20 protein-coding genes and 1 tRNA gene are annotated in these 25,596 nt (G+C 60.9%); 13 read left to right on the top strand and 8 right to left on the bottom strand.

The genetic code is table 11. The annotated features are described in order from the left end of the window. Positions 1-319: 319 nt before the first annotated feature. Together B2M20_RS04660 and cpdR are read right to left on the bottom strand one after the other, a co-directional pair. A tRNA-Val gene (locus B2M20_RS04660) sits at positions 320-394 on the bottom strand. Positions 395-469: 75 nt separating this feature from the next. Continuing rightward, a complete protein-coding gene (gene cpdR, locus B2M20_RS04655) occupies positions 470-832 on the bottom strand; it encodes a cell cycle two-component system response regulator CpdR (protein WP_274533938.1) in 363 nt (120 codons plus the stop codon). Between the two features lie 171 nt (positions 833-1,003). Between cpdR and B2M20_RS04650 the strand changes: the two genes are divergently transcribed. Further along, entirely contained in the window at positions 1,004-1,888 is an 885-nt protein-coding gene (locus B2M20_RS04650) for an N-formylglutamate amidohydrolase (protein WP_079445924.1), read from the top strand. A 619-nt stretch (positions 1,889-2,507) separates the two neighbouring features. After that, positions 2,508-3,293 carry a histidinol-phosphatase gene (hisN, locus tag B2M20_RS04640; protein WP_079445909.1) on the top strand — a complete coding sequence of 262 codons (786 nt, stop codon included), beginning with the start codon at positions 2,508-2,510 and terminating at the stop codon, positions 3,291-3,293. Positions 3,294-3,321: 28 nt separating this feature from the next. On the opposite strand, the gene B2M20_RS04635 is transcribed toward hisN, so the two are convergent. Beyond that, positions 3,322-4,266 carry an alpha/beta hydrolase gene (locus B2M20_RS04635; protein WP_079445908.1) on the bottom strand — a complete coding sequence of 315 codons (945 nt, stop codon included), beginning with the start codon at positions 4,264-4,266 and terminating at the stop codon, positions 3,322-3,324. 213 nt (positions 4,267-4,479) lie between these two features. Here B2M20_RS04635 and B2M20_RS04630 point away from each other — a divergent pair, with 213 nt between their 5' ends. The 4 genes from B2M20_RS04630 to B2M20_RS04615 all read left to right on the top strand — a co-directional run bounded on the left by B2M20_RS04630 (position 4,480) and on the right by B2M20_RS04615 (position 12,511). Beyond that, the gene (locus B2M20_RS04630) at positions 4,480-4,941 is read left to right on the top strand and encodes an Hsp20 family protein (RefSeq protein WP_079445907.1); all 462 of its coding nucleotides are present in this window, start codon (positions 4,480-4,482) and stop codon (positions 4,939-4,941) included. 618 nt (positions 4,942-5,559) lie between these two features. Further along, positions 5,560-10,308, top strand: coding sequence for a glutamate synthase large subunit (gltB, locus tag B2M20_RS04625; protein ID WP_079445906.1), 4,749 nt, complete (start codon positions 5,560-5,562; stop codon positions 10,306-10,308). A gap of 190 nt (positions 10,309-10,498) precedes the next feature. After that, a complete protein-coding gene (locus tag B2M20_RS04620; RefSeq protein WP_079445905.1) occupies positions 10,499-11,953 on the top strand; it encodes a glutamate synthase subunit beta in 1,455 nt (484 codons plus the stop codon). Positions 11,954-12,157: 204 nt separating this feature from the next. Continuing rightward, the gene (locus B2M20_RS04615) at positions 12,158-12,511 is read left to right on the top strand and encodes a hypothetical protein (RefSeq protein WP_087881109.1); all 354 of its coding nucleotides are present in this window, start codon (positions 12,158-12,160) and stop codon (positions 12,509-12,511) included. A 138-nt stretch (positions 12,512-12,649) separates the two neighbouring features. On the opposite strand, the gene B2M20_RS04610 is transcribed toward B2M20_RS04615, so the two are convergent. Next, positions 12,650-14,293, bottom strand: coding sequence for an SGNH/GDSL hydrolase family protein (locus B2M20_RS04610; protein WP_079445904.1), 1,644 nt, complete (start codon positions 14,291-14,293; stop codon positions 12,650-12,652). Between the two features lie 152 nt (positions 14,294-14,445). Beyond that, entirely contained in the window at positions 14,446-15,843 is a 1,398-nt protein-coding gene (locus B2M20_RS04605) for a lytic murein transglycosylase (RefSeq protein ID WP_087881105.1), read from the bottom strand. Positions 15,844-16,221: 378 nt separating this feature from the next. Between B2M20_RS04605 and B2M20_RS04600 the strand changes: the two genes are divergently transcribed. From B2M20_RS04600 to B2M20_RS04580, 5 genes are all read left to right on the top strand, one after another. Continuing rightward, a complete protein-coding gene (locus tag B2M20_RS04600; RefSeq protein WP_079445903.1) occupies positions 16,222-17,097 on the top strand; it encodes a UTP--glucose-1-phosphate uridylyltransferase in 876 nt (291 codons plus the stop codon). Positions 17,098-17,101: 4 nt separating this feature from the next. Further along, positions 17,102-17,371 (top strand): DUF7662 domain-containing protein, encoded by a 270-nt coding sequence (locus B2M20_RS04595; protein WP_079445902.1) that lies wholly within the window; start codon positions 17,102-17,104, stop codon positions 17,369-17,371. Positions 17,372-17,616: 245 nt separating this feature from the next. Continuing rightward, on the top strand, positions 17,617-18,336 hold the full coding sequence (msrA, locus tag B2M20_RS04590; RefSeq protein ID WP_079445920.1) for a peptide-methionine (S)-S-oxide reductase MsrA: 720 nt from the start codon (positions 17,617-17,619) through the stop codon (positions 18,334-18,336). A gap of 17 nt (positions 18,337-18,353) precedes the next feature. Further along, a complete protein-coding gene (gene msrB / locus B2M20_RS04585) occupies positions 18,354-18,767 on the top strand; it encodes a peptide-methionine (R)-S-oxide reductase MsrB (protein WP_079445901.1) in 414 nt (137 codons plus the stop codon). Positions 18,768-19,076: 309 nt separating this feature from the next. Then, positions 19,077-19,364: a hypothetical protein gene (locus B2M20_RS04580; RefSeq protein ID WP_079445900.1), complete on the top strand. Its 288-nt coding sequence runs from the start codon at positions 19,077-19,079 to the stop codon at positions 19,362-19,364. A 149-nt stretch (positions 19,365-19,513) separates the two neighbouring features. Here B2M20_RS04580 and B2M20_RS04575 read toward each other — a convergent pair whose 3' ends face one another. Next, complete coding sequence (locus B2M20_RS04575) at positions 19,514-20,056, bottom strand: DUF4112 domain-containing protein (RefSeq protein WP_079445899.1); 543 nt, start codon at positions 20,054-20,056, stop codon at positions 19,514-19,516. A 298-nt stretch (positions 20,057-20,354) separates the two neighbouring features. Between B2M20_RS04575 and B2M20_RS04570 the strand changes: the two genes are divergently transcribed. Continuing rightward, positions 20,355-20,543 carry a hypothetical protein gene (locus B2M20_RS04570; protein ID WP_079445898.1) on the top strand — a complete coding sequence of 63 codons (189 nt, stop codon included), beginning with the start codon at positions 20,355-20,357 and terminating at the stop codon, positions 20,541-20,543. Positions 20,544-20,709: 166 nt separating this feature from the next. Here the strand turns inward: B2M20_RS04570 and B2M20_RS04565 are convergent, their stop codons facing one another. Both B2M20_RS04565 and B2M20_RS04560 read right to left on the bottom strand, forming a co-directional pair. Next, the gene (locus B2M20_RS04565) at positions 20,710-22,266 is read right to left on the bottom strand and encodes a hypothetical protein (RefSeq protein ID WP_079445897.1); all 1,557 of its coding nucleotides are present in this window, start codon (positions 22,264-22,266) and stop codon (positions 20,710-20,712) included. 51 nt (positions 22,267-22,317) lie between these two features. Further along, positions 22,318-23,610 (bottom strand): adenylosuccinate synthase, encoded by a 1,293-nt coding sequence (locus B2M20_RS04560; protein WP_079445896.1) that lies wholly within the window; start codon positions 23,608-23,610, stop codon positions 22,318-22,320. A 413-nt stretch (positions 23,611-24,023) separates the two neighbouring features. Here B2M20_RS04560 and B2M20_RS04550 point away from each other — a divergent pair, with 413 nt between their 5' ends. Then, the gene (locus B2M20_RS04550; protein WP_079445894.1) at positions 24,024-25,577 is read left to right on the top strand and encodes a S10 family peptidase; all 1,554 of its coding nucleotides are present in this window, start codon (positions 24,024-24,026) and stop codon (positions 25,575-25,577) included. The last annotated feature ends 19 nt before the right edge of the window (positions 25,578-25,596 follow it).

Raw genomic sequence — 25,596 nt, 5'->3', positions numbered from 1 at the left:
GCTGTGGGATCGGTGTCTCGGCATGGGCTTTTCTCCAAAAGCCCGGCCACCCGGTCAATCCAACTCTGCTTACCCGTCCAGCACCAGGGGCCCACTCCAGATACGGGGTCAAATTTGCGAGCCGATTGACAATCGGCGCCAATTTTCCTGCGGACGTTAAAATTTCCAGGAACGGGAATTTATGCCGCAGAGACAGAGCCCCAAAATCAGCCCAGACGGGTCACGGAGACCGTGTCTCCGCAGATCGAAGTGAGGAAAAGCCCGCCAAGAGCGGGCCTTTTTCGTTAGTCTCTGGAAATGTGAGAAATACCACACTGGGTGGTGGGCGCGACAGGGATCGAACCTGTGACCCCTACCATGTCAAGGTAGTGCTCTCCCGCTGAGCTACGCGCCCGGAAACTTCCGAAAGGGGTCGCCGGTCCTATATCGGCTCCCGCGCGGACAGGCAAGGATCAGCGGACATAATGAATCAAGCCGCCAGCATCTTGTTCACTTCGCTGACCAATTCACGCAGATGCACAGGTTTGGACAACACCTTGGCGTTCTTCGGCGCCTCGGAATCGGAATTCAGCGCGACGGCCGCAAAGCCAGTAATGAACATGATCTTGATGTCGGGATCGAGTTCCGAAGCGCGGCGCGCCAGCTCGATGCCGTCCATTTCCGGCATTACGATATCGGTGAGAAGCATTTCAAATGGCTCTTCACGCAGCCTCTGATATGCTGAAAGGCCGTTGTCATAGGACGATACCTTGAAACCGGCATTCTCCAGCGCCTTGACCAGAAACCGGCGCATGTCGTTGTCGTCTTCGGCAAGGAGGATTTTGTGCATGATGGAGGTCATTGGAGCCCGGCTGGAGGAGCAGTCACTATAAGCCAAATCTGGTAAATTTGGAGTGAAAACGAACTTTGGCTTGGCAGAAGGGTCGTGATTATCGACAATGCAAATTCAGGAACGCCTGTCCAGACAAGTTCGACAGGCGGCTGCGCGAGGACGACGCTGGCGATGAACGAGTTTGACGGTGACCAACCGCCTTTCGAAATCGCTGAGCCGGCGATATGGCGATCCCCCATCATCTTTAACTCTCCTCATTCCGGTTCGGTCTATCCGGAGCAATTCCTGTCCGCTTCGCGGATCGATCTCGCCGGCCTGCGCCGGTCAGAAGATTCATTCATGGATGAATTGATCGGCGGCTTGACCGATGCCGGCTTTCCGGTGGTTCGGGTCAATTTCCCCCGCTCCTACGTGGACGTAAATCGCGAACCTTACGAGCTCGATCCTCGAATGTTCACCGGGCGGCTGCCGAGCTTCGCCAACACGCGATCGATGCGGGTCGCCGGTGGTCTCGGCACTATCCCACGCGTGGTCGGCGACGGCGAGGAAATCTATCGCGAGCGTCTTGGCGTGGATGATGCGCTCGGCCGGATCGAACTGCTCTACAAACCCTATCATCGCGCGCTGCGGCGGCTGATCCACAAGGCCCATCAGACATTCGGAACGGTCATCCTTGTGGATTGCCACTCGATGCCATCGACCGGAATCTCGCTTGATGAACCGAAGCGACCGGACATCGTGATCGGTGATCGCTATGAGACCAGTTGTGCGCCGCAGCTTCCCAACGTCATCGATGACGTAATGAGAGGCCTCGGCTACTCGCTCGCCCGCAACAAGCCCTATGCGGGCGGATTTATCACCGAACATTACGGAAATCCGGCCAGCGGACTGCACGCGGTTCAGCTCGAACTCAACCGAGCGGTCTATATGGACGAACGGCGGCGTGAGCGCGGACCCCGCTTCCGTCAGGTTGCAACGGATTTCCTGACGCTCGCCGATGCCCTGGCCGCCATCCCGCTCGACGATCTCGGCTCCTTCCGGTCCGCCGCAGAGTAGATTCCCGGCGTTCAATCAATGTTCGGAAGTGCCGCAAGGAAAGATTGCCTTGGCACCCGGGACCAACAGCAGTCCATAGCTGCAAATGTTTCTGAAGTTCAGATCGACGAGAACGGCGAGAGTCTGGATGGTCTTTTGCAGAGCCGCCGCAAAGAAGCAAAGAAAAAGGGCCGCTCGTCGAACAAGCGACCCAAGTCTAGGGAGGAAACGCCCAAGGAGGGCAAGCGATAGCGCGATGACTACCGCACCGCAACAATATGTAACCGCGCTGCACAAAATGCAAGAGATTTCGGGCGATTTCCTTTCAAATAGCTCTAGTTTCATCATCCATGTGGTCTTCTCCGGCTCATTGAGTCTCGACTCAAACTGTTAATTTATTAAGTAATTTCAATATTTTAATTTGATTTCGGGCACGATCCTCACCGATCAACCCAGAGCGTTCAAGGCGGCAACATCCGATCCACGATCAATGCAGTCCCGGCCCCCGCAGCGATAATGCGAGAGCGGGAAAACTGTGCCGCAACGGAATGGCAGACGATGCGATATCCGATCCGGACATGTATAGGAGGCGACTTAGCTAGGGGTCGTAGCATCCGAACATTGCCCGGTGAGGTATAGCGTGACGGTGATTGACTTTACCGCCTTTATTGACCGTCTCGCGACGGCCTCGGGCGAAACCATCCTGCCATTTTTCAGAACGACTCTTCTCGGCGTCGAAAACAAGAGCGCCAGTCGCGACTTCGATCCGGTAACGGAGGCCGATCGAGCGGCCGAAGCCGTCATGCGCCGGATGATCCAGGCGAACTTTCCGGAGCACGGCGTCGTCGGCGAGGAATTCGGCAATCAAAACGAAGACGCCGAATATGTCTGGATGCTGGATCCCATCGACGGCACAAAATCCTTTATCGCAGGTTTTCCGATCTGGGGCACGCTGATCGCACTGCTTCATCGTGGAATGCCGGTGTTCGGCATGATGCATCAACCCTACATTGGCGAGCGGTTCAGCGGCGACAACCGCTCCTCTCGCTATCGAGGACCGTCGGACGGGCGCAAACTTGCGGTGCGGCGATGCCCATCACTTCAAGAGGCAACTTCGTTCACGACAAGTCCCCTCCTGATGAATCCCGACGATCGCGCAGCATTCAGCAAAGTCGAAGCCGAGGTGCGGCTGACCCGCTATGGCGGCGACTGCTATTCCTACTGCATGCTGGCCGCGGGCCATCTCGATCTCGTCATTGAGACGGAACTGAAACCTTATGACATCGCGGCGTTGATACCGATCATTACCGGGGCTGGCGGGGTCATCACAACATGGGAAGGAAAGCCGGCACAGGGCGGCGGTCGTGTCGTCGCCGCTGGCGACCGCCGCGTCCACGAGGCCGCGCTGAAGTTGCTGAATTGCTAGAGTTTGATTCACGCAGTTGAATCGGACACTAGAACAGCGGCGTGCCAGGCACGAAGGCGTCGAAGGCGGCCCAGAACTGGGCACGGTAGCGACCCTGTTCCTGCAGGATTTCATGCTTCGATCCGGCGATGACGAGGTGCAACCCGCTGCGTAGATGGTAGGCAAACTCCTCGATAGCCGGAGTGGAGACGATGGCGTCATTGCCGGCCGCGATCAACAGCAACGGCTGACGGATCTGTGACGGGTAACTTGCGACGCGAAAATCGTGCATCGTCTGGAAGGCTGTATCGGCCCACGCCACCGTCGGAGAAGCAATTCCCAGCGTGGGGTCCTCCTCAAGGATTGCGACATTGCGGGCGAACCGCACGGGATCGCTGGTCAAGGGATTGCCGACGAAACTGGCAACGCCGGTGAGTTGGTCGCTTCCGCCCGGAACGTAGCGACCGCCCTGCCCTAATAGTCGCATCGCACGCAACAGCGCGCGCGCTGGGAGCGAATTGCGATGTCCCGGCAGGTCAATCATCGGCGCCGACAGCACGATGCGGTCGAACCAGCGCTTGCCGGCGCGCGCCACCCGCAGCAGCACTGCGCCCCCCATCGAATGCCCCAGTGCAAAGTATGGCGGCGGACAATCCGGCAGCACCACCTGTTTTACGAAGGCACGAACGTCGATTTCGTAGTCGGAGAAACGGCGCACGTATCCCTTGCGCGGATCGAGCAACTGCCGCGACGAATGCCCCTGCCCGCGCCAGTCGATCATCGCCACCGCGAATCCCCGGTCGCGCAGGTCGCGTACGGTCTCGAAATATTTTTCGATCTGCTCGCCGCGTCCGGCAAATACGCAGACGGTCCCCTTACGCCCTTGCGTCGGCGGCCAGCGCGCGAAGCGCAACTCGACCCCGTCAGAGGTTCTCACGGTGCCGCTAACGCAATTCTCCGGAACCGGATTTGCGGGGATTGAAACAAGCCTCATGACCGAACCGGCTGGAGAAGAAGCCCGAAAGAGCGGGACGCCTGGAAGCAGGCGTATTCCCCGCCTCTTGAACGTGCCTGAATTCCCTCCCATATCACTTTCGTGCAGGCCGCTACCAGTGGTCCGAAACAGATCATCAGGCTGCACACAGACGAAAGCCCGGCCCGATTGGCGGGCGGGTTCTTATGATGTCGCTCAATGGAGGACTGAACCATGCGTACTTTCGATCTCGCCCCGTTTTACCGTTCCACTGTCGGATTTGACCGGCTCTTCAATCTGCTCGATCAGGTCAATGGCGACGCGCCAGGCTATCCGCCTTACAACATCGAGCGTACCGGCGAGAATGCGTACCGTATCAGCGTCGCTGTCTCCGGCTTTGCCCCGAACGAGCTCTCCATCGTCGCGAAGGAAAACACGCTGACGATCAAAGGCGAGAAGGTCGCCAATGAGAATGGCAAGGAAAAATCCGAGGTGCTGTATCGCGGCATCGCGGCCCGCGCCTTCGAACGCGCATTCCAGCTGGCCGATTACGTTCAGGTGAAGAACGCCTCGCTGGAGAACGGGTTGCTGCATGTCGATCTCGTTCGCGAGATTCCGGAGGCCAAGAAGCCCCGCAGCATTCCGATCTCGACCAGCACGCCCGCCGCACCGGCGGTCGAAAAGGCGGCAGCCTGATCGTTTCGACCCTCGGGTCATTAGAAACCGCAGCGCCCCGGCAAGACCGGGGCGTTTTTTTTGCGCGGCCCCGGCATTTTGCCGATGGTGGACAACCCGTTTTGGTCATCCGCGCCTGGTCGGGCAGTCGAATTCGGACGTTGCCGGCACCTGGGCCTGAACGTCAATGGCCGCTCCGGCGCAACTTCACCGCGGAGCGATCTCGGCACCGAATCGGGCAGTCCTTGAGACCAGGGCGTGTTTGCTGCAAATTCGGGGCGCCGTGCCGCACATCCGCCACGCAATCAGGGACTTTCAGACGCTTGTGTGTTAGAGAAAAATTTGGCAATGTCACAGTTAGGACAGCAACACTGTCTTAATTCTCGACTGTCGGCGTTTCGACGATCGGCTTGGCAGAGCTCTTGCCGCGAAATGCGGTCCTCCGAAGCGGTCGGGCATGACGAGCCATAGTCTGCCGGGGATTTGAGCGCCCTGGTTTGAACTCTAAAACTTCGGCTCTCGGCGTATGGGTGGTGCTCCAAAGTTGTCGATCGGTGCCACGACCGTCGACGGGGCGCCAAGACGCGGATGACGTTTCGGAATGGAAAATCCCGGCCGGGAAAGGGTACTGGAGTTAAGATGAGCGCGCCATCGTTCGAGCGGGAGAACACCGGACTGGAACCATTGACAGCGGCTTCGGTTACGAAACCGCTTGAACCTGCGCATCAGCAGGCGGTCTATGAACATACCTGGCGGCCGCCGGCAGAAGGCTTCTACGACCTCGCCCTGGAAAAGGATTCCTGCGGCGTCGGTTTCATCGCCAACATCAAAGGCAGGAAGTCGCACCAGATCGTTTCCGACGCGATCAGTATTCTTTGCAACCTCGAACATCGCGGCGCAGTCGGCGCCGATCCGCGCGCCGGAGACGGAGCGGGCATACTCGTACAGATTCCGCACGTCTTTTTTGCACGAAAGGCAACGGAACTTGGTTTCACGCTGCCAAGGGCCGGAGAATACGCCGTTGGCGCGCTGTTCATGCCGCGCGAGACCGCCTGGCGCGAGATCATCAGGAGCATCATCGCCGATCAGATCAAGGCCGAAGGCCTGACCCTGCTCGGCTGGCGCGAGGTGCCCACCAACAACTCCTCGCTCGGTGACACCGTGAAGCCGACCGAACCTGCCAACATGCAGGTGTTCATTGGCCGCAACGGCACCGCCGCGACCGAGGACGAGTTCGAACGACGGCTCTACATCCTGCGCAAGTCAATCTCGCAGGCGATCTTCGAACGCCGCGAGCGCGGTCTCGCCGGCTATTATCCGGTGTCGATGTCGTGCCGCACCGTGATCTACAAGGGAATGTTTCTCGCCGACCAGCTCGGCAGCTACTATCCCGACCTGCACGAGCCGGATTTCGAATCAGCATTGGCGCTTGTACATCAGCGCTTCTCCACCAACACCTTTCCCACCTGGTCGTTGGCCCATCCCTATCGCATGGTCGCGCACAACGGCGAGATCAACACGTTGCGCGGTAACGTCAACTGGATGGCGGCGCGGCAGGCGTCGGTACATTCCGATTTGTACGGCAAGGACATCAGCCGGCTGTGGCCGATCTCCTACGAAGGCCAGTCCGACACGGCTTGTTTCGACAATAGCCTCGAATTCCTGGTGCAGGGCGGCTATTCGCTCGTGCACGCGGTCATGATGATGATCCCCGAGGCGTGGGCGGGCAATCCCCTGATGGATGAAGAGCGACGCGCCTTCTATGAATATCATGCGGCACTGATGGAGCCGTGGGACGGTCCGGCGGCGATCGCCTTCACCGACGGCCGCCAGATCGGCGCGACGCTCGACCGCAATGGCCTGCGTCCGGCGCGCTATCTGGTCACCAGCGATGACCGCATCGTGATGGCGTCCGAGATGGGCGTGCTCAAGATTCCGGAAGATCAAATCATCACCAAGTGGCGGCTACAGCCAGGCAAAATGCTGCTGGTAGACCTCGAGCAGGGACGCCTTATTCCTGACGATGAGATCAAGGCCACATTGGCGAACAGCCATCCATACAGGGCGTGGCTTGGCCGCACCCAAATACAGGTCGAGAACCTGCCGGACGCGCCAGCAAAAACCGCCCGTTCGAACCTGCCGTTGCTGGATCGTCAGCAGGCATTCGGCTATTCGCAGGAAGATATCAACATCCTTTTGACGCCGATGGCGTCCATCGGCGAGGAAGCATCGGGCTCGATGGGCAACGACACGCCGATCTCGGCGCTGTCCGACCGTCCCAAGCAGCTTTTTACCTACTTCAAGCAGAACTTTGCACAGGTCACCAACCCTCCGATCGACCCCATTCGCGAGGAACTGGTGATGAGTCTCGTCTCAATCATCGGACCGCGGCCGAACCTGTTCGATATCGAAGGTCTCGCCTCGACCAAACGGCTCGAGGTGCGGCAGCCGATCCTCACTGACGCCGACCTTGAGAAGATCCGCTCGATCTCCGATGTCGCGGAGTCGCACTTCGTCTCGCGCACCCTCGATATCACCTTCCACGCCAGCGTTGGCGCCGACGGCCTGGAGCAGGTGCTGGACGCACTTTGCGCGTGCGCAGAAGCCGCAGTCCGCGAAGGCGTCAACATCATCATCCTGTCCGACCGTCTGATTGGCATCGACCGGATTCCGATTCCCTCGCTGCTCGCCTGCGCCGCCGTGCATCATCATCTGATCCGCGTCGGCTTGCGCACCTCGGTCGGCCTCGTCATCGAATCCGGCGAACCGCGCGAAGTTCACCACTTCGCCTGTCTCGCCGGTTACGGCGCGGAGGCGATCAACCCCTATTTGGCGTTCGAGACCATCATAGCGATGAGGGAACGCCTGCCAGGCAGCCTTGACGACAAGGAAATCGTCAAGCGTTACATCAAGTCCATCGGCAAGGGCATGCTCAAGGTGATGTCAAAGATGGGCATCTCGACCTATCAATCCTATTGCGGCGCGCAGATCTTCGACGCCGTGGGATTGAAGGCCGAATTCATCGCAAAGTATTTCGCCGGCACGCACAGCCGCATCGAAGGCGTAGGCCTCAGCGAAATCGCGGAAGAAACCGTGCGCCGTCATGCCGATGCGTTCGGTGACGTGCAAATCTATAAGACCGCACTCGATGTCGGTGGCGAATACGCCTACCGCACCCGGGGCGAGGATCACGCATGGACTGCCGAGTCGGTATCCAACCTGCAGCACGCGGTGCGCGGCAATTCGCAGGAGCGCTATCGCGCGTTCGCAAAGACACTCAATGAACAGTCCGAGCGCCTGCTGACGCTGCGCGGCCTGTTCCGGTTCAAAACCGCGGAAGACGACCAGCGCAAACCCGTCGCCCTCGACGAGGTCGAGCCGGCAAAGGAAATCGTCAAGCGCTTTGCGACCGGCGCCATGAGCTTCGGCTCGATCTCGCGTGAAGCTCATACCACGCTCGCGATCGCGATGAACCGGATCGGCGGCAGGTCGAACACCGGCGAAGGAGGCGAGGAAGCCGACCGCTTCAAGCCGATGCCAAACGGCGACTCGATGCGCTCGGCGATCAAACAGGTCGCCTCGGGGCGCTTCGGCGTCACTACGGAGTATCTGGTCAACTCGGATATGATGCAGATCAAGATGGCGCAGGGCGCAAAGCCCGGCGAAGGCGGACAGTTGCCCGGCCACAAGGTCAACGCGACCATCGCGCGCGTGCGTCACTCAACGCCGGGCGTCGGCCTGATCTCGCCGCCGCCGCATCACGACATCTATTCGATCGAGGACCTCGCACAGCTCATCTACGACCTGAAGAACGTCAATCCGGACAGTCTGGTTTCGGTGAAGCTCGTCTCCGAGATCGGCGTCGGCACGGTCGCCGCAGGCGTCGCCAAGGCCCGCGCCGATCATGTCACCATCGCCGGCTTCGAGGGCGGCACCGGCGCCTCGCCGCTAACCTCGATCAAGCACGCCGGTTCGCCGTGGGAGATCGGGCTTGCCGAAACCCACCAGACACTGGTGCGGGAGAAGCTGCGCTCGCGCGTCGCCGTACAGGTCGACGGCGGCTTCCGCACCGGCCGCGACGTCGTGATCGGCGCGCTGCTCGGGGCCGACGAATTCGGTTTCGCCACCGCGCCGCTGATCGCCGCCGGCTGCATCATGATGCGCAAGTGTCATCTCAACACCTGTCCGGTCGGCGTCGCGACTCAGGATCCGGTGCTGCGCAAGCGCTTCACCGGCCAGCCTGAGCACGTTATCAACTTCTTCTTCTTTGTCGCCGAGGAGGTGCGCGAGATCATGGCCGAGCTCGGCTACCGCACCTTCAACGAAATGATCGGCCAGGTGCAAATGCTCGATCAGAGCGCGCTGGTGACGCACTGGAAAGCCAAGGGGCTCGACTTCTCGAAGCTGTTCTACCGGCAGAAGGAAGCGCCGGGTCAGAAGGTCTATCACGCCGAGGAGCAGAACCATCACCTCGACAAGGTGCTGGACCGCAAGCTGATCGCGCAGGCGAAGCCGGCGCTTGACCGTGGCGCACCAGTGACGATCGAGACCACGATCAACAACACCGACCGTTCAGCCGGCGCGATGCTGTCAGGCACTGTCGCGAAGATTTACGGCCATGCCGGCCTGCCACTCGACACCATCCAGGTCCACCTCAAGGGCACCGCGGGACAGGCGTTCGGAGCGTGGCTCGGGCGCGGAATCACCTTCGACCTCGAGGGCGAAGGCAACGACTATGTCGGCAAGGGCCTTTCCGGCGGACGAATCATCGTGCGGCCGCCTGCAAACTCCGGCATCGTCCCGGAAGAGTCGATCATCGTCGGCAACACCGTGATGTACGGCGCGATCGAGGGCGAGTGCTACTTCCGAGGCGTCGCCGGCGAGCGCTTCGCCGTGCGCAACTCCGGCGCGGTCGCGGTCGTCGAGGGCGCCGGCGATCATTGCTGCGAATACATGACCGGCGGCATCGTCGTCGTGCTGGGCAAGACCGGACGCAACTTCGCGGCCGGCATGTCCGGCGGCGTCGCCTACGTGCTCGACGAGACGGGCGATTTCCCGAAGCTCTGCAATCTCGCGATGGTCGATCTCGAGCCGGTGCTGTCGGAAGAGATGATCAATGCCGGCACCTATCATCACAGCGGCGACCTCGAGGCGCACGGACGCGTCGATGTATTCCAGAATCTGCTGAGCTCCGATGTCGAGCGGCTGCACGTTCTGATCATGCGCCACGCCAAGCTCACCGGCTCGAAACGCGCCGAAGATATTCTCGCGAACTGGAAGGCCTACTTGCCGAAATTCCGCAAGGTCATGCCGGTGGAATACCGCCGCGCGCTAAAGGAAATGAAGACCGACGCCGACGCCGAACCGAAGATCGCGATCGGGGCGTAGGTTGAATGGCGTGGCAAAAGCGACTCGCGACCGTACATCGGCTGCTGTCGTTAACAGTTGCGCTGGCAGTGCCTCTCGCAGCTTATCTCGTCAACGGTCGCTGGAGCCATGGATGTTGGTTCTGGGTGCAGTGATCGGGTTTAGTTACTGGTACTTCTTTCCCTTTTTTCTACCGTGAGTGTGAACAGCCGTGGGTAAAATTACAGGTTTTCTCGAGATTGACCGCAACGACCGCAAATATGCGCCGGTCAGCGAGCGTGTGACGAACTTCAAGGAGTTCGTGATCCCGCTATCCGAGAAAGAGACGCGCGACCAGGCTGCGCGCTGCATGAACTGCGGCATCCCCTATTGTCACGGCACCGGCTCGGTCGCGCCGGGCACATCCGGCTGCCCGGTCAACAACCAGATCCCCGACTTCAACGACCTCGTCTATCAGGGCAATTGGGAGGAGGCCTCGCGAACGCTTCACTCCACCAATAACTTTCCGGAGTTCACGGGCCGCATTTGTCCGGCACCGTGCGAAGCCTCCTGCACGCTAAACATCGACGACAATCCCGTCACCATCAAGACGATCGAATGCGCCATCGTCGACCGCGCCTGGGACAATGGCTGGCTGAAGCCGGAGGTCACGGCGCAAAAGACCGGCAAGAAAGTCGCCGTGGTCGGCTCCGGCCCGGCCGGCCTTGCTTGCGCGCAGCAGCTCGCGCGCGCCGGCCACGAAGTGCATGTCTACGAGAAGAACGCGAAGGCCGGCGGGCTGCTGCGCTACGGCATTCCCGACTTCAAGATGGAAAAACACATCATTGATCGCCGCCTGGCGCAGATGCAGGCCGAGGGCGTGATCTTCCACTACGGCAAGCCGATCGGCGGCAGCGCGGCCGACGCGATCGATCCGGCGCAGCTCGTCGGAGATTATGACGCGGTGGCTTTGACTGGCGGCGCGGAAGCGCCACGCGATCTGCCGATCCCCGGCCGCGATCTCGACGGCATTCACTTCGCGATGGATTTCCTGCCGCAGCAGAATCGTCGCAATGGCAACGAAAAGTTCGAAGCGCCGGACATCTTCGCGACCGGAAAGAACGTGGTGGTGATTGGCGGCGGCGACACCGGCTCGGACTGCATTGGCACCTCGTTCCGGCAGGGCGCTAAATCGGTGACTCAGCTCGAAATCATGCCGGCGCCGCCGGAGCATGAGAACAAGGCGCTGACCTGGCCCAACTGGCCCTTGAAGATGCGCACATCGTCGAGTCAGGCCGAGGGCGCCAAGCGCGACTACGCGGTCCTGACTCAGAAATTTTCCGGCATCGACGGCAAGGTGACCAAGCTGCACTGCGCACATGTCGACAGCAAGTTTCAGCCGATCGCAGGCAGTGACTTCGCGCTGGAAGCCGATCTCGTGCTACTGGCGATGGGCTTTGTGCATCCGGTGCACGAGGGTCTGCTCAAGACGCTCGGCCTCGACCTCGACCAGCGTGGCAACGTCTGCGCCAATACGCAGGACTTTCAAACCTCGCTACCAAAAGTGTTCTCGGCCGGCGACATGCGCCGCGGCCAATCGCTGGTCGTATGGGCGATCCGCGAGGGGCGCCTGTGTGCTCGCGCCATCGACCAGATGCTTATGGGATCTACCACGCTGCCACGATGAGCCGCGCGGCTTGTTATTCGGCGGCATCATTTCTGGTCGTTATCAAGGCCGCCCCGGCAACCGATCTCATCTTGGAATTGGCCAATTTGTAGGCATGCATCGCCAATCATCCACACGCCGAACGTAAACCGTGCACAGTGACAATCTGTGAATTGATCGCCGTCCTCCGCACGTTACTGTCATGACAAAGTGGGGGGCGGCGAAGTGGCGACATCGCGTTGGGTGGTTTTCTTGATCGTCATCCTTCCGATCGCACCTGCACAGGCAATGTCCCGCTATGTCGCCGTTAGCGCCGGCTCATTCTTCGCCGCTGCCGCGCGTTGCGAGGAACAGAACCTGATTACGCCCGGTCAAGCTGAGTATCTTCTGAGAGCGCTCGATCCCTATCTTTCGAAATCCGACAAGGAAAACATGGCAACCGGCGACGCGCACGGCAAAAAGAATTCGCAGGTGTTCGTTGAGGCGGAGAAAAAGTGGGTGAGCTTCACGCCTGACGCAACGAGTTGCTACCGCGTGCAAGGCGTACTCGACGACTACAGGGCACAGCTGGGAGAATAAGACCGCAGCGAACCTTATCGTGCTCGCATGAAGCGAATGTGCGCGAAACAACGCATCAAACAAAAAATATAGTTGCCTTCTGATTGCTTTCCTTTTGTCAGCGCAGTCATGAATCGAAACGTCGGGCCGATTCGGCAACTATCGCGAGAACAGATCCGAAAAGAATCCTGGCAGTCCGAAAGCAGCAGGCGGACGTGACGGCGCTTGCGATCTTCCCGCCTGCGCAGGCTGGAAGGCGCGGGCTCCCGACGATCCGTTCGACTGCGCTTGCTGAGCAGAAGAAACGGGTCGCGGCTTGTTCGGCTTCGTGGCCGAAGCGGCGTTGTTACCCTCCGATGCCCCGGCAACCGGCACATCGCCCTTGGCTGGTTCAAGGCCGACCTCGCGCCGCGGCCAGACGAAATCGTCGGCACGCCCGGCGGGCGCGGATAGCGGTTCGCCCCTCACCAGCGTTCGCGCAGCCAGCGCGTCGATCGCCGCGGGGCGGCTGCCGGGACCACCGAGCAACTGGTCGGTCCCGAATGAGGAGGCCACCAACGGCACGATCGGTCCAGCCAGCGGACGCGGCGCCGGCTGCCCCGGTTTGATGTCGGTGTCGGGCGTACCAGGCTCAGTAGGGATTGCGACCGGCCCCGACCGCGCCGCCAGCACGCGCGTGATCTCACGCTCGACATAATGGGCGAGCTTGCGCGCGCCCGCCCTGGTGAAGAATACGCCGTCGTATGAGCGCAGACGGCGGGTCTGACCTTCGAAATCCGGCCCCTGTTGGATATAACGGCCAGCCTCGTCGACGAACCCGTCCCAGATATCGACGTATGTGATACCCGCCTTACCCGCAGCATCCCGATAAAGCGAGTTGAGGAACAGCATCTCGGCAGTTGATTTTGTACCGCGCAAAGCAGGCAAGGCGACCCAGAACACCGGCACGCCCTTCGACTTGAGCACCGTGATCATTTCGTCGATCTTTTTGCTGTAGAGGTCGGCCCAGCGATCGCTGCGGAACTCGGCAACTCCGTTGGGCGAACGTGCGCTTTTCTCCTTGGCAATGGCGGACTGATCGCCGACGGCCTCGTCCGGAGATAGTTCGGAATCGGCCGGCTTTCCGTCGGACTCGGTGGCGGCTTCATCCGTCTTGTCGTTCTTGGCTCCCTCCTTCTTGTCAGCATCGGCCTTTTTCTTGTCGTCCGCTTTGTCGTCCGTCTTGCCGCTCTTGTCCTTTTCCGGCACTTCGCGAATCGACGTGCGATCGTGCAACCCGAGCATCACCACGATGGCATCCGGTCTTTCGGTCGCAAGAATGGCTTTCGCCGCGGCCGCCCAATCCGCTGGCTCGCCCTTCGGCTGATAGCGAATGAGGCCGGAAACCGTCTTATGCTTGCGGATCACGCCCATGTCGGGCGTCTCGCTAAGAGCATCCTCGAGGCCATAAGCAAGCCAGTCGGCCATGGCATCGCCGAGCACCAGCACATTGCGCTCGGGCACCGTGTCCCGCTTTTCAGGCGGTGGCGCGTGTGAATTATTTTCGGCTGGCCGCTGCTGCTGCTGTTGTTGTTGCCTTGGCGGCGGTTGTTGAAAGGGTGCGAAGAAAGGATTGTCCGAACCGAACCAGCCTCCGCCCCCACCTCCGCCGCGACGCGCCGGGGCTGACGCCGGGCGGTCAAAACCGAAGTTGAAAAACTGCGCCGACGCGGGCGCGGCGGCCAGCGTCACAACAACGACCGCCAGCGCGATCCATGGTCCACGTTGGGTTAGTCGGCGAAGCAGCGATTTGGGTCCGGACATACGCTCAATCGCAAAGGAAAGCCTGACAATGCCATAATAACGAAATCGGGCCGCAAGCGGGCGATTTTCACGCCAAAAGCGGGGTGTAAGCTTGCGGCCTCAAGTACGCAGTACGCCATTCCCTGGGTATTACCTTGATGCTCGGCCAGGCCCTACCGCCGCCGCAACCGTTCCAGCGCGTCGGACGATGCAAAACCATCGGCAGGCGCCCCGACTGAAGCCTGAAAGCCGCGCAGTGCCTCCCGCGTCTGGCTACCGATCTGGCCGTCGGGAGTTCCGCGATAAAAGCCCTGCCGGACCAATAGCTGCTGTAACTCGAGCCGCTCGGCACGGGATAGCACCCGCTCCTGCCGTGGCCACGGCTGCACGAAGGGTTCCCCGCCGCGCAACCGATCGGCAAAGTGGCCGATCGCCAGCGCATAGGCCTCCGCCGGGTTGTACTTCATGAAGACCCGGAAATTCTGCAACATCAGAAAACCCGGTCCCCCAGCGCCAGCGGGCGCAAGCAGATAGGCGCGGTCGGAGGAATACGGGAACGCCTTGTTGCCGGCACGCCGGATGCCGAGATGCTCCCACTGTGCAAGCGTCATCGCTTTGGCGCTGTCCGCCAGCATGTAGTCGAAGTTTTTAGGAACGACTACTTCGTAACCCCAAGCCCTGCCGGTCTGCCAACCGTCTTTCTTCAGGTTGTTGGCGGTGGATGCGATCAGGTCGGCGGGATCGTCGACCACGTCGCGTCGGCCATCGCCGTCGCCATCAACCGCGTAACGTTTGAATGCCGTCGGCATGAACTGCGTCGGGCCGAACGCGCCCGCCCATGAGCCGTGCATCTGCTCCGGCCGCAGATCGCCCCGATTGAGGATCTCAAGCGCGGCCAGAAACTCGTCCCGGAAATATGTCTGGCGGCGGCCGACGCATGCCAGCGTCGCAGTCGATTGCAGCACGCTGCGATCACCTATCCGCGTCGAATAATTCGACTCGATGCCCCAGATCGCCGCGATGGCGTAACGGTCAACACCATAGGCCTTCTCCGCCGCGTCGAACTGGCGCTTGTAGCTCGCGAGGACTTCGCGGCCACGCGCGAGCCGCGCATCGTTGACCAGGATATCGAGATAATCCCAGATCGCCTTGGTGAATTCCGGCTGCGAGTCCATCAGGTCCATGATGCGGAGATCGGGCGACAGTCCCGCAGTGAAGCGCTCGAAATTTTCACGCGTAACGTGACGTCGCGCCGCATCGGGCCACATGGCCGCAACGCAGTTCTGGAAATTCGCCGCGGCTTGACGAATCGCGCTCGCAGTCATCAGCGGATGACCGGACGCGCCGTCCTCGCCGCTCCAGGGCAACGCCTCCGAACCTGCGGCCTGCTTCGGGGTGGGCTGAAGCTGCTCCGATCCGCCGCGCGGCGGCAGGGACGCGCCCTGCCCGCCATTCTCGACCGACCCGGTGAAAAGGTTGTCAAGAAAACCCTGGATGCCGTTGCCATTCGATGCCTGGGCGCGCGCCTCGCCTGGCGGCACAAGCACTGCAAGCGCTAAAACGGCCGCCATACCTATTCCGCGCATCCATCCTTGCATCACAATCGCAACCATTCCGGACCTTTATCTGACCTATATTTGATGGAGTATCATGATCTCAGGAGGCCCCTGTCACGGTTTCCATCGGCTTAACAGCGTATCTTTTTCCTGCCTGCCGGGGACAGTCGGCCGCAGCTTGAACCTAATCGGTTCATGTGCCGACGGAACTCCGCTTGAAGGGCAGAGCACCTGACCGGGAACAGAGGAACACATTCACCGCATCTTATGATGCTTCCCCACAGGGCCACCGGCAGCAACCACATATCCATCTTTGTTCCCAGCTGCAAAACCGGCTAACAACGTATCAACTGATCGTATCATCCCGCCTGCAAAACAACCCACAGAATCGATATGAAAATCCGCAAAGCCGTTTTTCCGGTTGCCGGCCTCGGCACCCGCGTTCTTCCTGCCACCAAGGCCATGCCGAAAGAAATGCTCACGATTGTCGATCGGCCGTTGATCCAATACGTGTTCGACGAAGCCAGGGAAGCTGGCATCGAGCATTTCGTGTTCGTGACCGGCCGCAACAAGAGCGCAATCGAGGATCATTTCGACCGCCAGTTCGAACTGGACGAAACGCTGAAGGCGCGCGGCAAAAAGACCGAGATGGATCTGCTGGCTCAATTCCAGGCCGAAGCGGGCGCGGTGAGTTTTACCCGACAACAGGCGCCGCTCGGGCTTGGCCACGCGGTGTGGTGCGCCCGCGACATCGTCGGCGCGGAGCCTTTCGCGGTGGTGCTGCCGGACGAACTGGTGCTGAACACGCCGGGCTGCCTCAAGCAAATGATGCAGGCCGCGGAGAATCTCGGACCAAAATCCAACATTGTCGCGGTGGAAGCGGTGCCCGACGACATGACCCACAATTACGGGATCTGCGGCGTCGGCAAGCGCAGTGGCAATACCTTCGAGATCGAGGGTATGGTGGAGAAGCCGCCGAAGGGCACAGCCCCCTCTAACCTTTCCATCACCGGGCGCTACATTCTCCAGCCTGAGATCTTCGAAATTCTCGGAAGCCAGGAACGCGGCGCCGGCGGCGAAATCCAGCTCACCGACGCCATGATCGGCCTGTCGAAATCGCAAGCCTTCCATGGCCTCGAATTCGCTGGCGAGCGCCACGACTGCGGCTCGCGAGCGGGTTTCCTGCGCGCCAATATCGCTTACGGGATGGCGCGCCCCGACCTTCGCGAGGGCCTGCGCGCGGAAATGAAGAAATATCTCAGGACGTAATAAGGTGCCGAACTACGATGCGTTGCGCGATTACCTGAAACAACAGACGCAGACCGAATTCGTCCTGAGCTTCGCGCAGATCGAGCAAATTATCGAAGACGATCTCCCGCGAGCGGCGCAGCGCGCGTCGTGGTGGGATACGACACGTGCGGCGAAGGAACGGATGCCGCAACGTGAAGCCTGCATCGAAGCCGGCTATGTCGCAACGCGTCTTGGCGACAAGGAGGGGGTGCGTTTCCGCCGAGCCGACGCAAAACGGCCGCGCTTCAAGTAGCTGTAGCGAAGAAGCGAGTCGTGCCTGCTTCCCGCGTTGGAGCCTTTCACGCGAACCGGTATCCACTTCGCTCGAAAGCGCTATACCGCCGGCCATCACCCAAAGGACGCCGCTCACGGATTCGTGGCCTGCCAAGACATAACGACCAGTAACCAAACCGGCCATCTCCAAGTATCTTGAACGCGTATGCTGCGAAAGCGGCGCTGTTGTGCGGCATACCTTTCAACCGTGCCAAGGACTCACGCATGACCCGCAATCCGTTCGGCCGTAATGCCTTCGTCGCCGCTACTGTCGTTGGCGCAGTTGCGCTGTCGGGGCTCCTTTCCGGAGCATCCCGCGCCGAAGACGCCGTGATCATTCCGCCGCCGGCCCTGGATGTGAAGGCTGCCGACGGCATCCAGACCGCGGTCATCGCCGGCGGCTGCTTCTGGGGCGTGCAGGGGGTGTTCCAGCACACCGCCGGCGTGGTCAACGCGGTCTCGGGTTATGCCGGCGGCGCGAGGAAAACCGCCGAATACGAACTGGTGAGCACTGGCACCACGGGACACGCGGAATCGGTCGAGATCAAGTTCGATCCGAAGCGGATCAGCTACGGAAAAATACTGCAAATATTCTTCTCGGTGGCGCACGATCCGACCCAGCTCAACCGCCAGGGGCCGGACACCGGCACACAATATCGCTCGGAGATTTTCGCGCTCAACGACGAGCAGAAGAAAGTCGCTGATACCTATATCGCCCAACTCAACGCCGCCAGGGTCTACAACAAGCCGATCGTGACCAGGGTTGGAACGCTGCAGGGATTTTTTCCGGCCGAGACCTATCATCAGGATTACCTGACGCTGCATCCCGACCAACCCTATATTGCATCTCATGACCTTCCGAAGATCCGAAATTTGCAGAAGGTTTTCGCACCCAACTATCTCCAGAAGCCAACGCTGGTCGGCAACGCCAGGAACACGAACTGAAAAACAGAGGAGGAGTCATGCCAGACAGCAGGACAATGCCAGCCAAAATCACGAAGAGCGACAGCGAATGGCGCAAGGAACTGACGCCGATGCAATATGCGGTTCTGCGCGAGAAGGCGACCGAGCAGCCGTTCTCCGGCGAATACGAACACGAGCGCCGCACAGGTACCTATGTCTGCGCCGGATGCGGGCAGACGCTGTTCGAATCCGACGCCAAGTTCGATTCGGGGTGCGGCTGGCCGAGCTTCACCGCGCCTGCGGTCAAAAGCCATATTGATGAGGAGCACGACACCAGCCACGGCATGATCCGAACCGAGGTGCTTTGCTCGAGATGCAGCGGTCATCTCGGCCATGTCTTCAATGACGGTCCTGGACCCACCGGTTTGCGTTACTGCATTAATTCGGCCGCCGTTAAACTCGAGCCGAAATAGCGGCGGCGACTACCTCGAATTCCACCCTTCTCGCGCCACGATGGGTCCCAGCTGTGGGTGGACACTCCAATCTGACCCCGACGGGGCGAATAAACAGCTCGCCCCGGGGCCATCTTAGTAGATTGCCGAGCTTTTTATCGAAATTCTGGTTTTGGACCCCGGATTCATTATCCCGGCCTTAAAAGGTCGCAATTTCTACCCCGCGCACCTATATAACTGTTCATCATGACATGCCGATGCTCAGCGGCCAGGGGTGGCCGGTGCCAGTGCATTGATCCGTTGCGTACACGAATTTGTAGAGGTTCCGCCATGGCCTTCAGCTTCAAGAAATCCGCCGAACTGTTTCCCGCCGCGGTTCGCAAGAAAAGGCGTGCCGGTTTTACCTACCGCCGTTTCGATACCGCGGCCGACGCCGTACGTTTCGCAATCGAGGAATTACCGGCCGACTCACTGAACGGCGCGTATCTTCAGGTGGACGAAGCTCGCTTCGATCAGAACGGTATCCGCTCGCTCTATGACAGCCGCGATTTTCCGCTGCCTCGCCGCGAATCCGAGACGGCATCCGCGGAAACAAGCGCTTCGAAGGACGCTGCGTGAAGATTGGTGAATCAGACCCCGGAGTCTGATTCACCTGACTCAAACGGAATTGAATCGGGCTCTCGTTTTGATGTTTTGACTAAGCACGGATCTTCTCAGGACCGGTTTCCTCTGTGCGTTCGCGCGGCGCTTCGAGTCGGGCTCGTGCTCTAACGTGGCTGCCGCTCGAGCCAGCGCCTGAACATCCGCACGTTGCGCACGTTGGCGCGAAACATCACGTCGAAGGCATCGCCGGCCACGGGCACCAATCCGACCACCCCGTCAACCGCGACGTTGCTCAACATCCGCGCGGTGATGTGCCAGGGCGCACCAAGCGCCCGCGCTTCTCGCACAAGCCATAGTGAGAACGCCGTGGTTATGACGTCGCCGATCACCGGCACCAGCCCGATCAAGCCATCGATGCCGTAGCGGATGTTCGTTCCTGGAACGACGAAAGCAACGTCAAGCAGCTTCGCGATCGCGTCCAGCCGTGCCAACCGCTGCTCGCGGGTGAGCGGCTGAAATGCCGCGATGAATTCAAAACCGCCGGATGCCGCGGCGCCTTGCTTAAATGCCCCGAATGCGCCGGCCTCGAAACCATCGGCGCCCGCAGGAATTTCACGACCGTCCTGATCGATGATCTTTGCACGTGCCGATCCCCGGGATCGGGAGGTGTCGCGGAAATAAAAATCGTCGTTCGGCGTGGATCTCATGGCTTTCACATGGGCTCTCCCGGCAATTTTCGCAAGCTACGTCACGCGGTCGCGCACGATCGTGATGAGGTCTCCTGTTCCATCGTGGCGCCTTCGCACATCATTCCATCATTCGTTGCTCACATGTAATCATCAGTGGCTTCGTATCGGAACAACGCTGCGGTCTGCCCTGACATCTCCCTGCCCAAGACGCAACTCCGCCCCATTACGCCGCCACTTTCTCTGCTCAAGCGTCTTGCATGATCGCATCGGAAACTGGCTTTACTTTGGAGATCATGTCGATGGGGAGGGGCATTGCATGAGTCAGATTCCGCCGCAGAAGTTTGGCGCCGAATATGTCGCGCACTTGCGCGAGTTGCTCGACAACGCGGCCGAGCAGATCGGGCCAGAGCATCGCACGTTGGCGAGCCAAGCGGAGACCGCCGAGGCCAAGTCGCATCATGTCGCGAGCACGGCCTCGCCCGCAGGCGAGGACCGCACCGCATAAAGGTACGTTTTCGATATCTGCTGGTCATGCGGAATATTCCCTGCGTTCGTCACCTCTGATTCAATCAAAAGCGACCTTCCGGAGAGAATATGTCCCGACGTGACAGAGAATCTTAATAACCACGCTTCACGTGTATAACAGCGCCAAAGTCACCGTCCAAGAAGCGCTACTCGCCCCACGCCGTGAAAGCCTCGTTGAACGCACGATCCCCCGGCGCGCCTTTCTCGATGGCGATGATCGCGCGACGTTGATTCGTATAGACCAGCGGCACGTCAAACCACGAGCGCTCTTTCAAGAGCTGAAGATTACGCGCCCGATCGGACTCGACGTTCGATAGCCCGACCAGGAAGAAGCCGTCGGTGACCTTGACGGCAAGCCCCGCCAGCGGGGTGCCGCGGGACTGTTCGTTGGACTTCATCAGGATGCCGGGGACGTTGGAGACTCCGCCGCCGTCGAAATCCTGCGGCAACACAAAGGTCAGCTCTGCCGTATGACTGGCGGGCAGCGAGGTATCGGTGTTGCGGCGGAACGACATCGTCATCTTGAACTTACGTTCGGGGACTTCGATCTCGGCGCGCACCGCAATCTCCGGCGTGTTACCAGCCGCGCCCTTCACTTCTTCGGTGCGCCACACCACCGAGCCGACATACTGCTTGCCCTTGGGATCCGACGGATCCTCGTCATACAGCACGACGCGCTGCGCCACCGGCGCAATCGTTTCGGATAACGAAGGCTGACCGACCCGATCAGCGATCTTCGGCTTCAGTCCCGGCGTGGCCGGCTTCGCAACCTCGGCAGTTTGGTTTGAGGAATCGAACAGCCCGCGCACGGCCGAAACCGCATTCGGACCCCAGACAATTCCAGCTCCGGCGAGGATCAACACCAGGCCGACCGCGATCGCAGTCTTGAGCGGAAAGCCGCCGCCGAACACGCGCTTCGGTCTGTCGCGACCAGGCTGCGGCCACGAACGCGGCAGGGGCGGCGGTTGGTCGTCCACGGCACCGCCGAAGGACGATTCATTGGAAGGGTACGCTCCCTCGAACGCACCGCGATTCTCAAGGCTCGGCTCAAGCCGGTCGAATTCGGGTGACTGTGATCGCACATTGGCATAGGTGCGGCGGGCCGAGCGATTGGCTTGCGCCGCGGCGCGGCCGAGATCGTCAGCATCCGCGGTAACGTCTCGAAAACCCGGAACCGGCGGCGGCGGGCGATCGGGCTCGAGATTGCGGCGCGGCTGCCCCTGGCTTTGCCGCTCGCGGGCAGGCGGCGGCTCATCCTGTATTGGGATCGGCGGCCCGGGAGGTCGCCAAGACGGCGGCGGATTGGCGGATGAGGGTGGATCAGATGGGGGTGAGTCAGCGCGCAGATTGCGCGGTTGGGGTGTCGCGTTGACGCGCGAGCGGGCTGACGGCGGGGCAGCCGGGTCCTGCGACTTCATCGCAGCGCGCGTCGCGGCACGGAAAGCATCGCCGGAGCGCGAACCACCACTACGCGAGGCCTCGCGAGCGCGTTGGGCAGCCTCGGACTCGACCTTGCGCACAGCCTCTTCCAGCGCCAACCGCTCGCGGGTGATCTCGGACTCGCTTAAAGGCGGCTCGACGCCGCGGAGCTGAGCGATCAGAGCCGTCCTTGCCCGCTCGTAGAGCGCGCGCCGCTGCTCGCCGGGCGCGTTGACGTCCAGTCCAGAGATAGCGCGTGCGATCAGCGGGTAATAATCAGCCATGTCTCCTCAATGCACGAACATTAACCTTGAACGCATTCCCGTAACACCCCGTTAAGCCTCGAAAGGGTTCTGAACTAAAATGGTGTCTTCGCGCTCGGGGCTAGTAGACAACAGAGCGACCGGACACCCCACCAGTTCCTCAATCCGGCGAACATATTTGATGGCTTGAGCCGGCAAGGCCGCCCATGAACGCGCGTTGGCCGTCGGCTCCTTCCAGCCCTCGATCGTTTCATAAACTGGCTCGATGCGAGCCTGCGCCCCCTCTCCGGCCGGCAGATGGTCGATGTCCTTGCCGTCGAGACGGTAGCCAGTGCAGACTTGGATCGTGTCAAAGCCGTCAAGAATATCGAGTTTGGTCAGTGCAAGGCCATGTATGCCGCTGGTACGCACGGTCTGCCGTACCAGCATGGCGTCGAACCAGCCGCAACGCCGTTTACGCCCGGTGTTGACGCCGAATTCCTTGCCGCGCTGACCGATCGTTTCGCCGATTTCGTCCGTGAGTTCGGTCGGGAACGGCCCTTGGCCGACACGCGTCGTGTAGGCCTTGCAGATACCGAGTACGTAGCCGAGCGCGCTCGGTCCCATGCCGGTGCCCGTGGCCGCCTGGGCTGCAACAGTGTTGGAGGAGGTGACGTAAGGGTAGGTGCCGTGATCGACGTCCAGCAACGCGCCTTGAGCGCCTTCAAACAGGATGCGCTTGCCTTCGCGGCGCTTGTGATCGAGCAGATTCCACACGCTGTCAGCATAGGGCAGCACACGCGGCGCAATTGCGGCGAGCTCCTTCAACAGCGCGCCGCTATCCACTTCCGCGATACCGTGGCCGCGGCGCAGCGCGTTGTGATGGGTGAGCAGCCGCTCGATCTTGTGCGGCAGCGTCTGCGGGTCGGCGAGGTCCATCAGGCGGATGGCGCGGCGGCCGACCTTGTCCTCATAGGCCGGACCGATGCCGCGCTGGGTGGTACCGATCGCTGTCGCCGCGCTTGCATTCTCGCGCAAGCTGTCCAGTTCGCGATGCAGCGGCAGGATCAGCGTGACGTTCTCGGCAACGCGCAGGTTGTCGGGGCCGATTTTGACGCCCTGCCCCTTCAGCTTCTCGACCTCGTTGACGAAGGCTTGCGGATCGAACACGACACCATTGCCGATGATCGACAGCTTCGACGAGCGGACGACCCCCGAGGGCAGCAATGCCAGCTTATAGGTATTTCCGTCGATAACGAGCGTATGACCAGCATTATGGCCACCCTGGAAGCGAACGACGATATCCGCCTGCTCCGACAGCCAGTCGACGATCTTGCCCTTTCCCTCGTCGCCCCATTGGGCGCCGACGACGACAACGTTGGTCATTTCCGCGGAAATTCCTTGCAAAAGTGGGGCGTGTCTCGACAGCGCCTTCGGTAACGAACCTCGAATTCGAAGGGCACCGGCAACTCGTGATTGTCGTAAATGGTGTGGGTTCGGAAACTCGCTTGAAAAAAGATCGCAGCGAAAATGAAGCGATCTTCCGGACCACCCCGCCAGCCGAAACACGACAGACGCAATACAAAGCCGCCAGCCACGCGAGGCGTCCCATCGGATAAAGGATGCGTGCGGTTGACGCAAGCCGGAACGGCCCCGAACTGCCCCTCCAAGCCGTTGATTCATCCTGACAAACGTGGCGTCCTGCGGCTTCCATGCGGTCCCGTGCCCGCCATAGTTTTTAAGGACGCTCGATAATCAATGTTCGGCTTACCGCTCAACCGCCGAGAACAGGAGGAGAGATGCGCCGTCTGATGACCCGCGAGTTATGCGCGGGAGCGATGTTGCTGGCGATACTGGCTCCTTCTGCCGCTTACACGCGCGAGGGGGCGTCCGACGCGCCATCGCACCATGCAGAAACCACGCCCGCCGACCCTCGGGACGGCGGCGACCGGCCTGCCGCAACCGCCGACAATCGCCGGTTGCCGCCGGATTCGACCACCAGGCATAAGCTCGTCCTACCGGGCCGGACGTTGGCCTTCGCCGCAACGGCGGGCACTATTCGTATTTTTAACGACAAAGGCGAACCGCAAGCGGACATCGCCACCACAGCCTATCAACTCGACGGCGCCGATTCCCGCAGCCGCCCGGTGACCTTTGTTTTCAACGGTGGTCCCGGCGCCTCTTCGGCGTGGCTGCAATTCGGCAGCAACGGCCCCTGGCGCATCCCGATGGACCGCGCGATCACCAGCCCTTCCATTCCAATGCCGCTGGAGCCGAACGCGGAAACCTGGCTCGACTTCACCGATCTCGTTTTCATCGATCCGTTGGGCACCGGCTACAGCCGCATGGTGGCGCACGGGGACGACGCACGAAAACGCTTCCTCACAGTCGATGGCGACGTGGACTCGATTGCTCTGGTGATCCGGCGCTGGCTGGAGAAAGCCGACCGGATGCAGTCGCCGAAATTCATCACCGGCGAAAGCTATGGCGGCATTCGCGGACCGAAGATCGCCCGTAACCTGCTGACCCGGCAGGGCGTCGCCGTCAAGGGGCTGATTCTGATCTCCCCGGCGCTTGACTTCGGCGACGTGTTGGGCGCGGGGTTGACCCGGTTCGTGGCAAGCCTGCCGAGCATGGCGGCGGTTGCACGGGAAAAGGAGAAGGACAGAACGCTGACCCGCGCGGACATGGCCGACGTTGAAGCCTATGCACGGGGTGACTTCCTGACCGATCTCGTCAAGGGACAGGCCGATGCGGAAGCCACGCGGCGGCTTGCCGACCGCTTCGCGTCACTGACGGGAATCGATCAGGCGGAGAGCCGCCGCCTCGCCGGGCGATTCGACGTCAGCGAATTCCGCCGCGCCTTCGACCGCAGCAGCGGCAAGGTAACCGGACGCTATGATGCCTCGGTGCTGGGGTTCGACCCCTACCCGGAATCAAGCGCCAGCGACTTCAACGACCCTTCGGAGGAGCCGCTGCTATCCGCGCTGACATCGGCGGCGTTCGAACTCTATGCACACAAGCTGAACTGGCGGCCGGCGGGCTCCTATGAACTGCTCAGCCGCAGCGTCAACCGGGAATGGGATTTCGGCAAGAGCCGGTCGTCCGTCGAGTCGACGTCTGACATCCGCGAACTGCTTGCTGCGGACGCAAAATTCAAGCTGCTTGTCGCACATGGATTGTTTGATCTGGCGACACCTTATCTCGCCTCCCAGATCCGCCTCGATCAATTACCGACCTTCGGCTCGCGCGACCGGGGCAAGTTTGTGGTCTATCCCGGCGGCCACATGTTCTATTCGCACGACGGCTCGCGTCAGGCGCTGCGCGACGAGGTTCGCGCGCTGATGAAGTGATGAAACGCCGGGCTGACTT

The sequence above is a fragment of the Nitrobacter vulgaris genome (assembly GCF_002028545.1).
Taxonomy (GTDB): domain Bacteria; phylum Pseudomonadota; class Alphaproteobacteria; order Rhizobiales; family Xanthobacteraceae; genus Nitrobacter; species Nitrobacter vulgaris.
This window is presented reverse-complemented; position numbering and strand designations above follow the sequence as displayed.

Coding starts and splice junctions, on each gene's coding strand:
- B2M20_RS04575 (WP_079445899.1), bottom strand. CDS start 20,056: ATGAGATCCACGCCGAACGACGATTTTTATTTCCGCGACACCTCCCGA.
- B2M20_RS04550 (WP_079445894.1), top strand. CDS start 24,024: ATGCGCCGTCTGATGACCCGCGAGTTATGCGCGGGAGCGATGTTGCTG.
- B2M20_RS04580 (WP_079445900.1), top strand. CDS start 19,077: ATGGCCTTCAGCTTCAAGAAATCCGCCGAACTGTTTCCCGCCGCGGTT.
- B2M20_RS04650 (WP_079445924.1), top strand. CDS start 1,004: ATGAACGAGTTTGACGGTGACCAACCGCCTTTCGAAATCGCTGAGCCG.
- gltB (WP_079445906.1), top strand. CDS start 5,560: ATGAGCGCGCCATCGTTCGAGCGGGAGAACACCGGACTGGAACCATTG.
- B2M20_RS04570 (WP_079445898.1), top strand. CDS start 20,355: ATGAGTCAGATTCCGCCGCAGAAGTTTGGCGCCGAATATGTCGCGCAC.
- B2M20_RS04605 (WP_087881105.1), bottom strand. CDS start 15,843: ATGGCGGCCGTTTTAGCGCTTGCAGTGCTTGTGCCGCCAGGCGAGGCG.
- B2M20_RS04635 (WP_079445908.1), bottom strand. CDS start 4,266: ATGAGGCTTGTTTCAATCCCCGCAAATCCGGTTCCGGAGAATTGCGTT.
- B2M20_RS04610 (WP_079445904.1), bottom strand. CDS start 14,293: ATGTCCGGACCCAAATCGCTGCTTCGCCGACTAACCCAACGTGGACCA.
- B2M20_RS04600 (WP_079445903.1), top strand. CDS start 16,222: ATGAAAATCCGCAAAGCCGTTTTTCCGGTTGCCGGCCTCGGCACCCGC.
- B2M20_RS04630 (WP_079445907.1), top strand. CDS start 4,480: ATGCGTACTTTCGATCTCGCCCCGTTTTACCGTTCCACTGTCGGATTT.
- B2M20_RS04560 (WP_079445896.1), bottom strand. CDS start 23,610: ATGACCAACGTTGTCGTCGTCGGCGCCCAATGGGGCGACGAGGGAAAG.
- msrA (WP_079445920.1), top strand. CDS start 17,617: ATGACCCGCAATCCGTTCGGCCGTAATGCCTTCGTCGCCGCTACTGTC.
- msrB (WP_079445901.1), top strand. CDS start 18,354: ATGCCAGACAGCAGGACAATGCCAGCCAAAATCACGAAGAGCGACAGC.
- B2M20_RS04565 (WP_079445897.1), bottom strand. CDS start 22,266: ATGGCTGATTATTACCCGCTGATCGCACGCGCTATCTCTGGACTGGAC.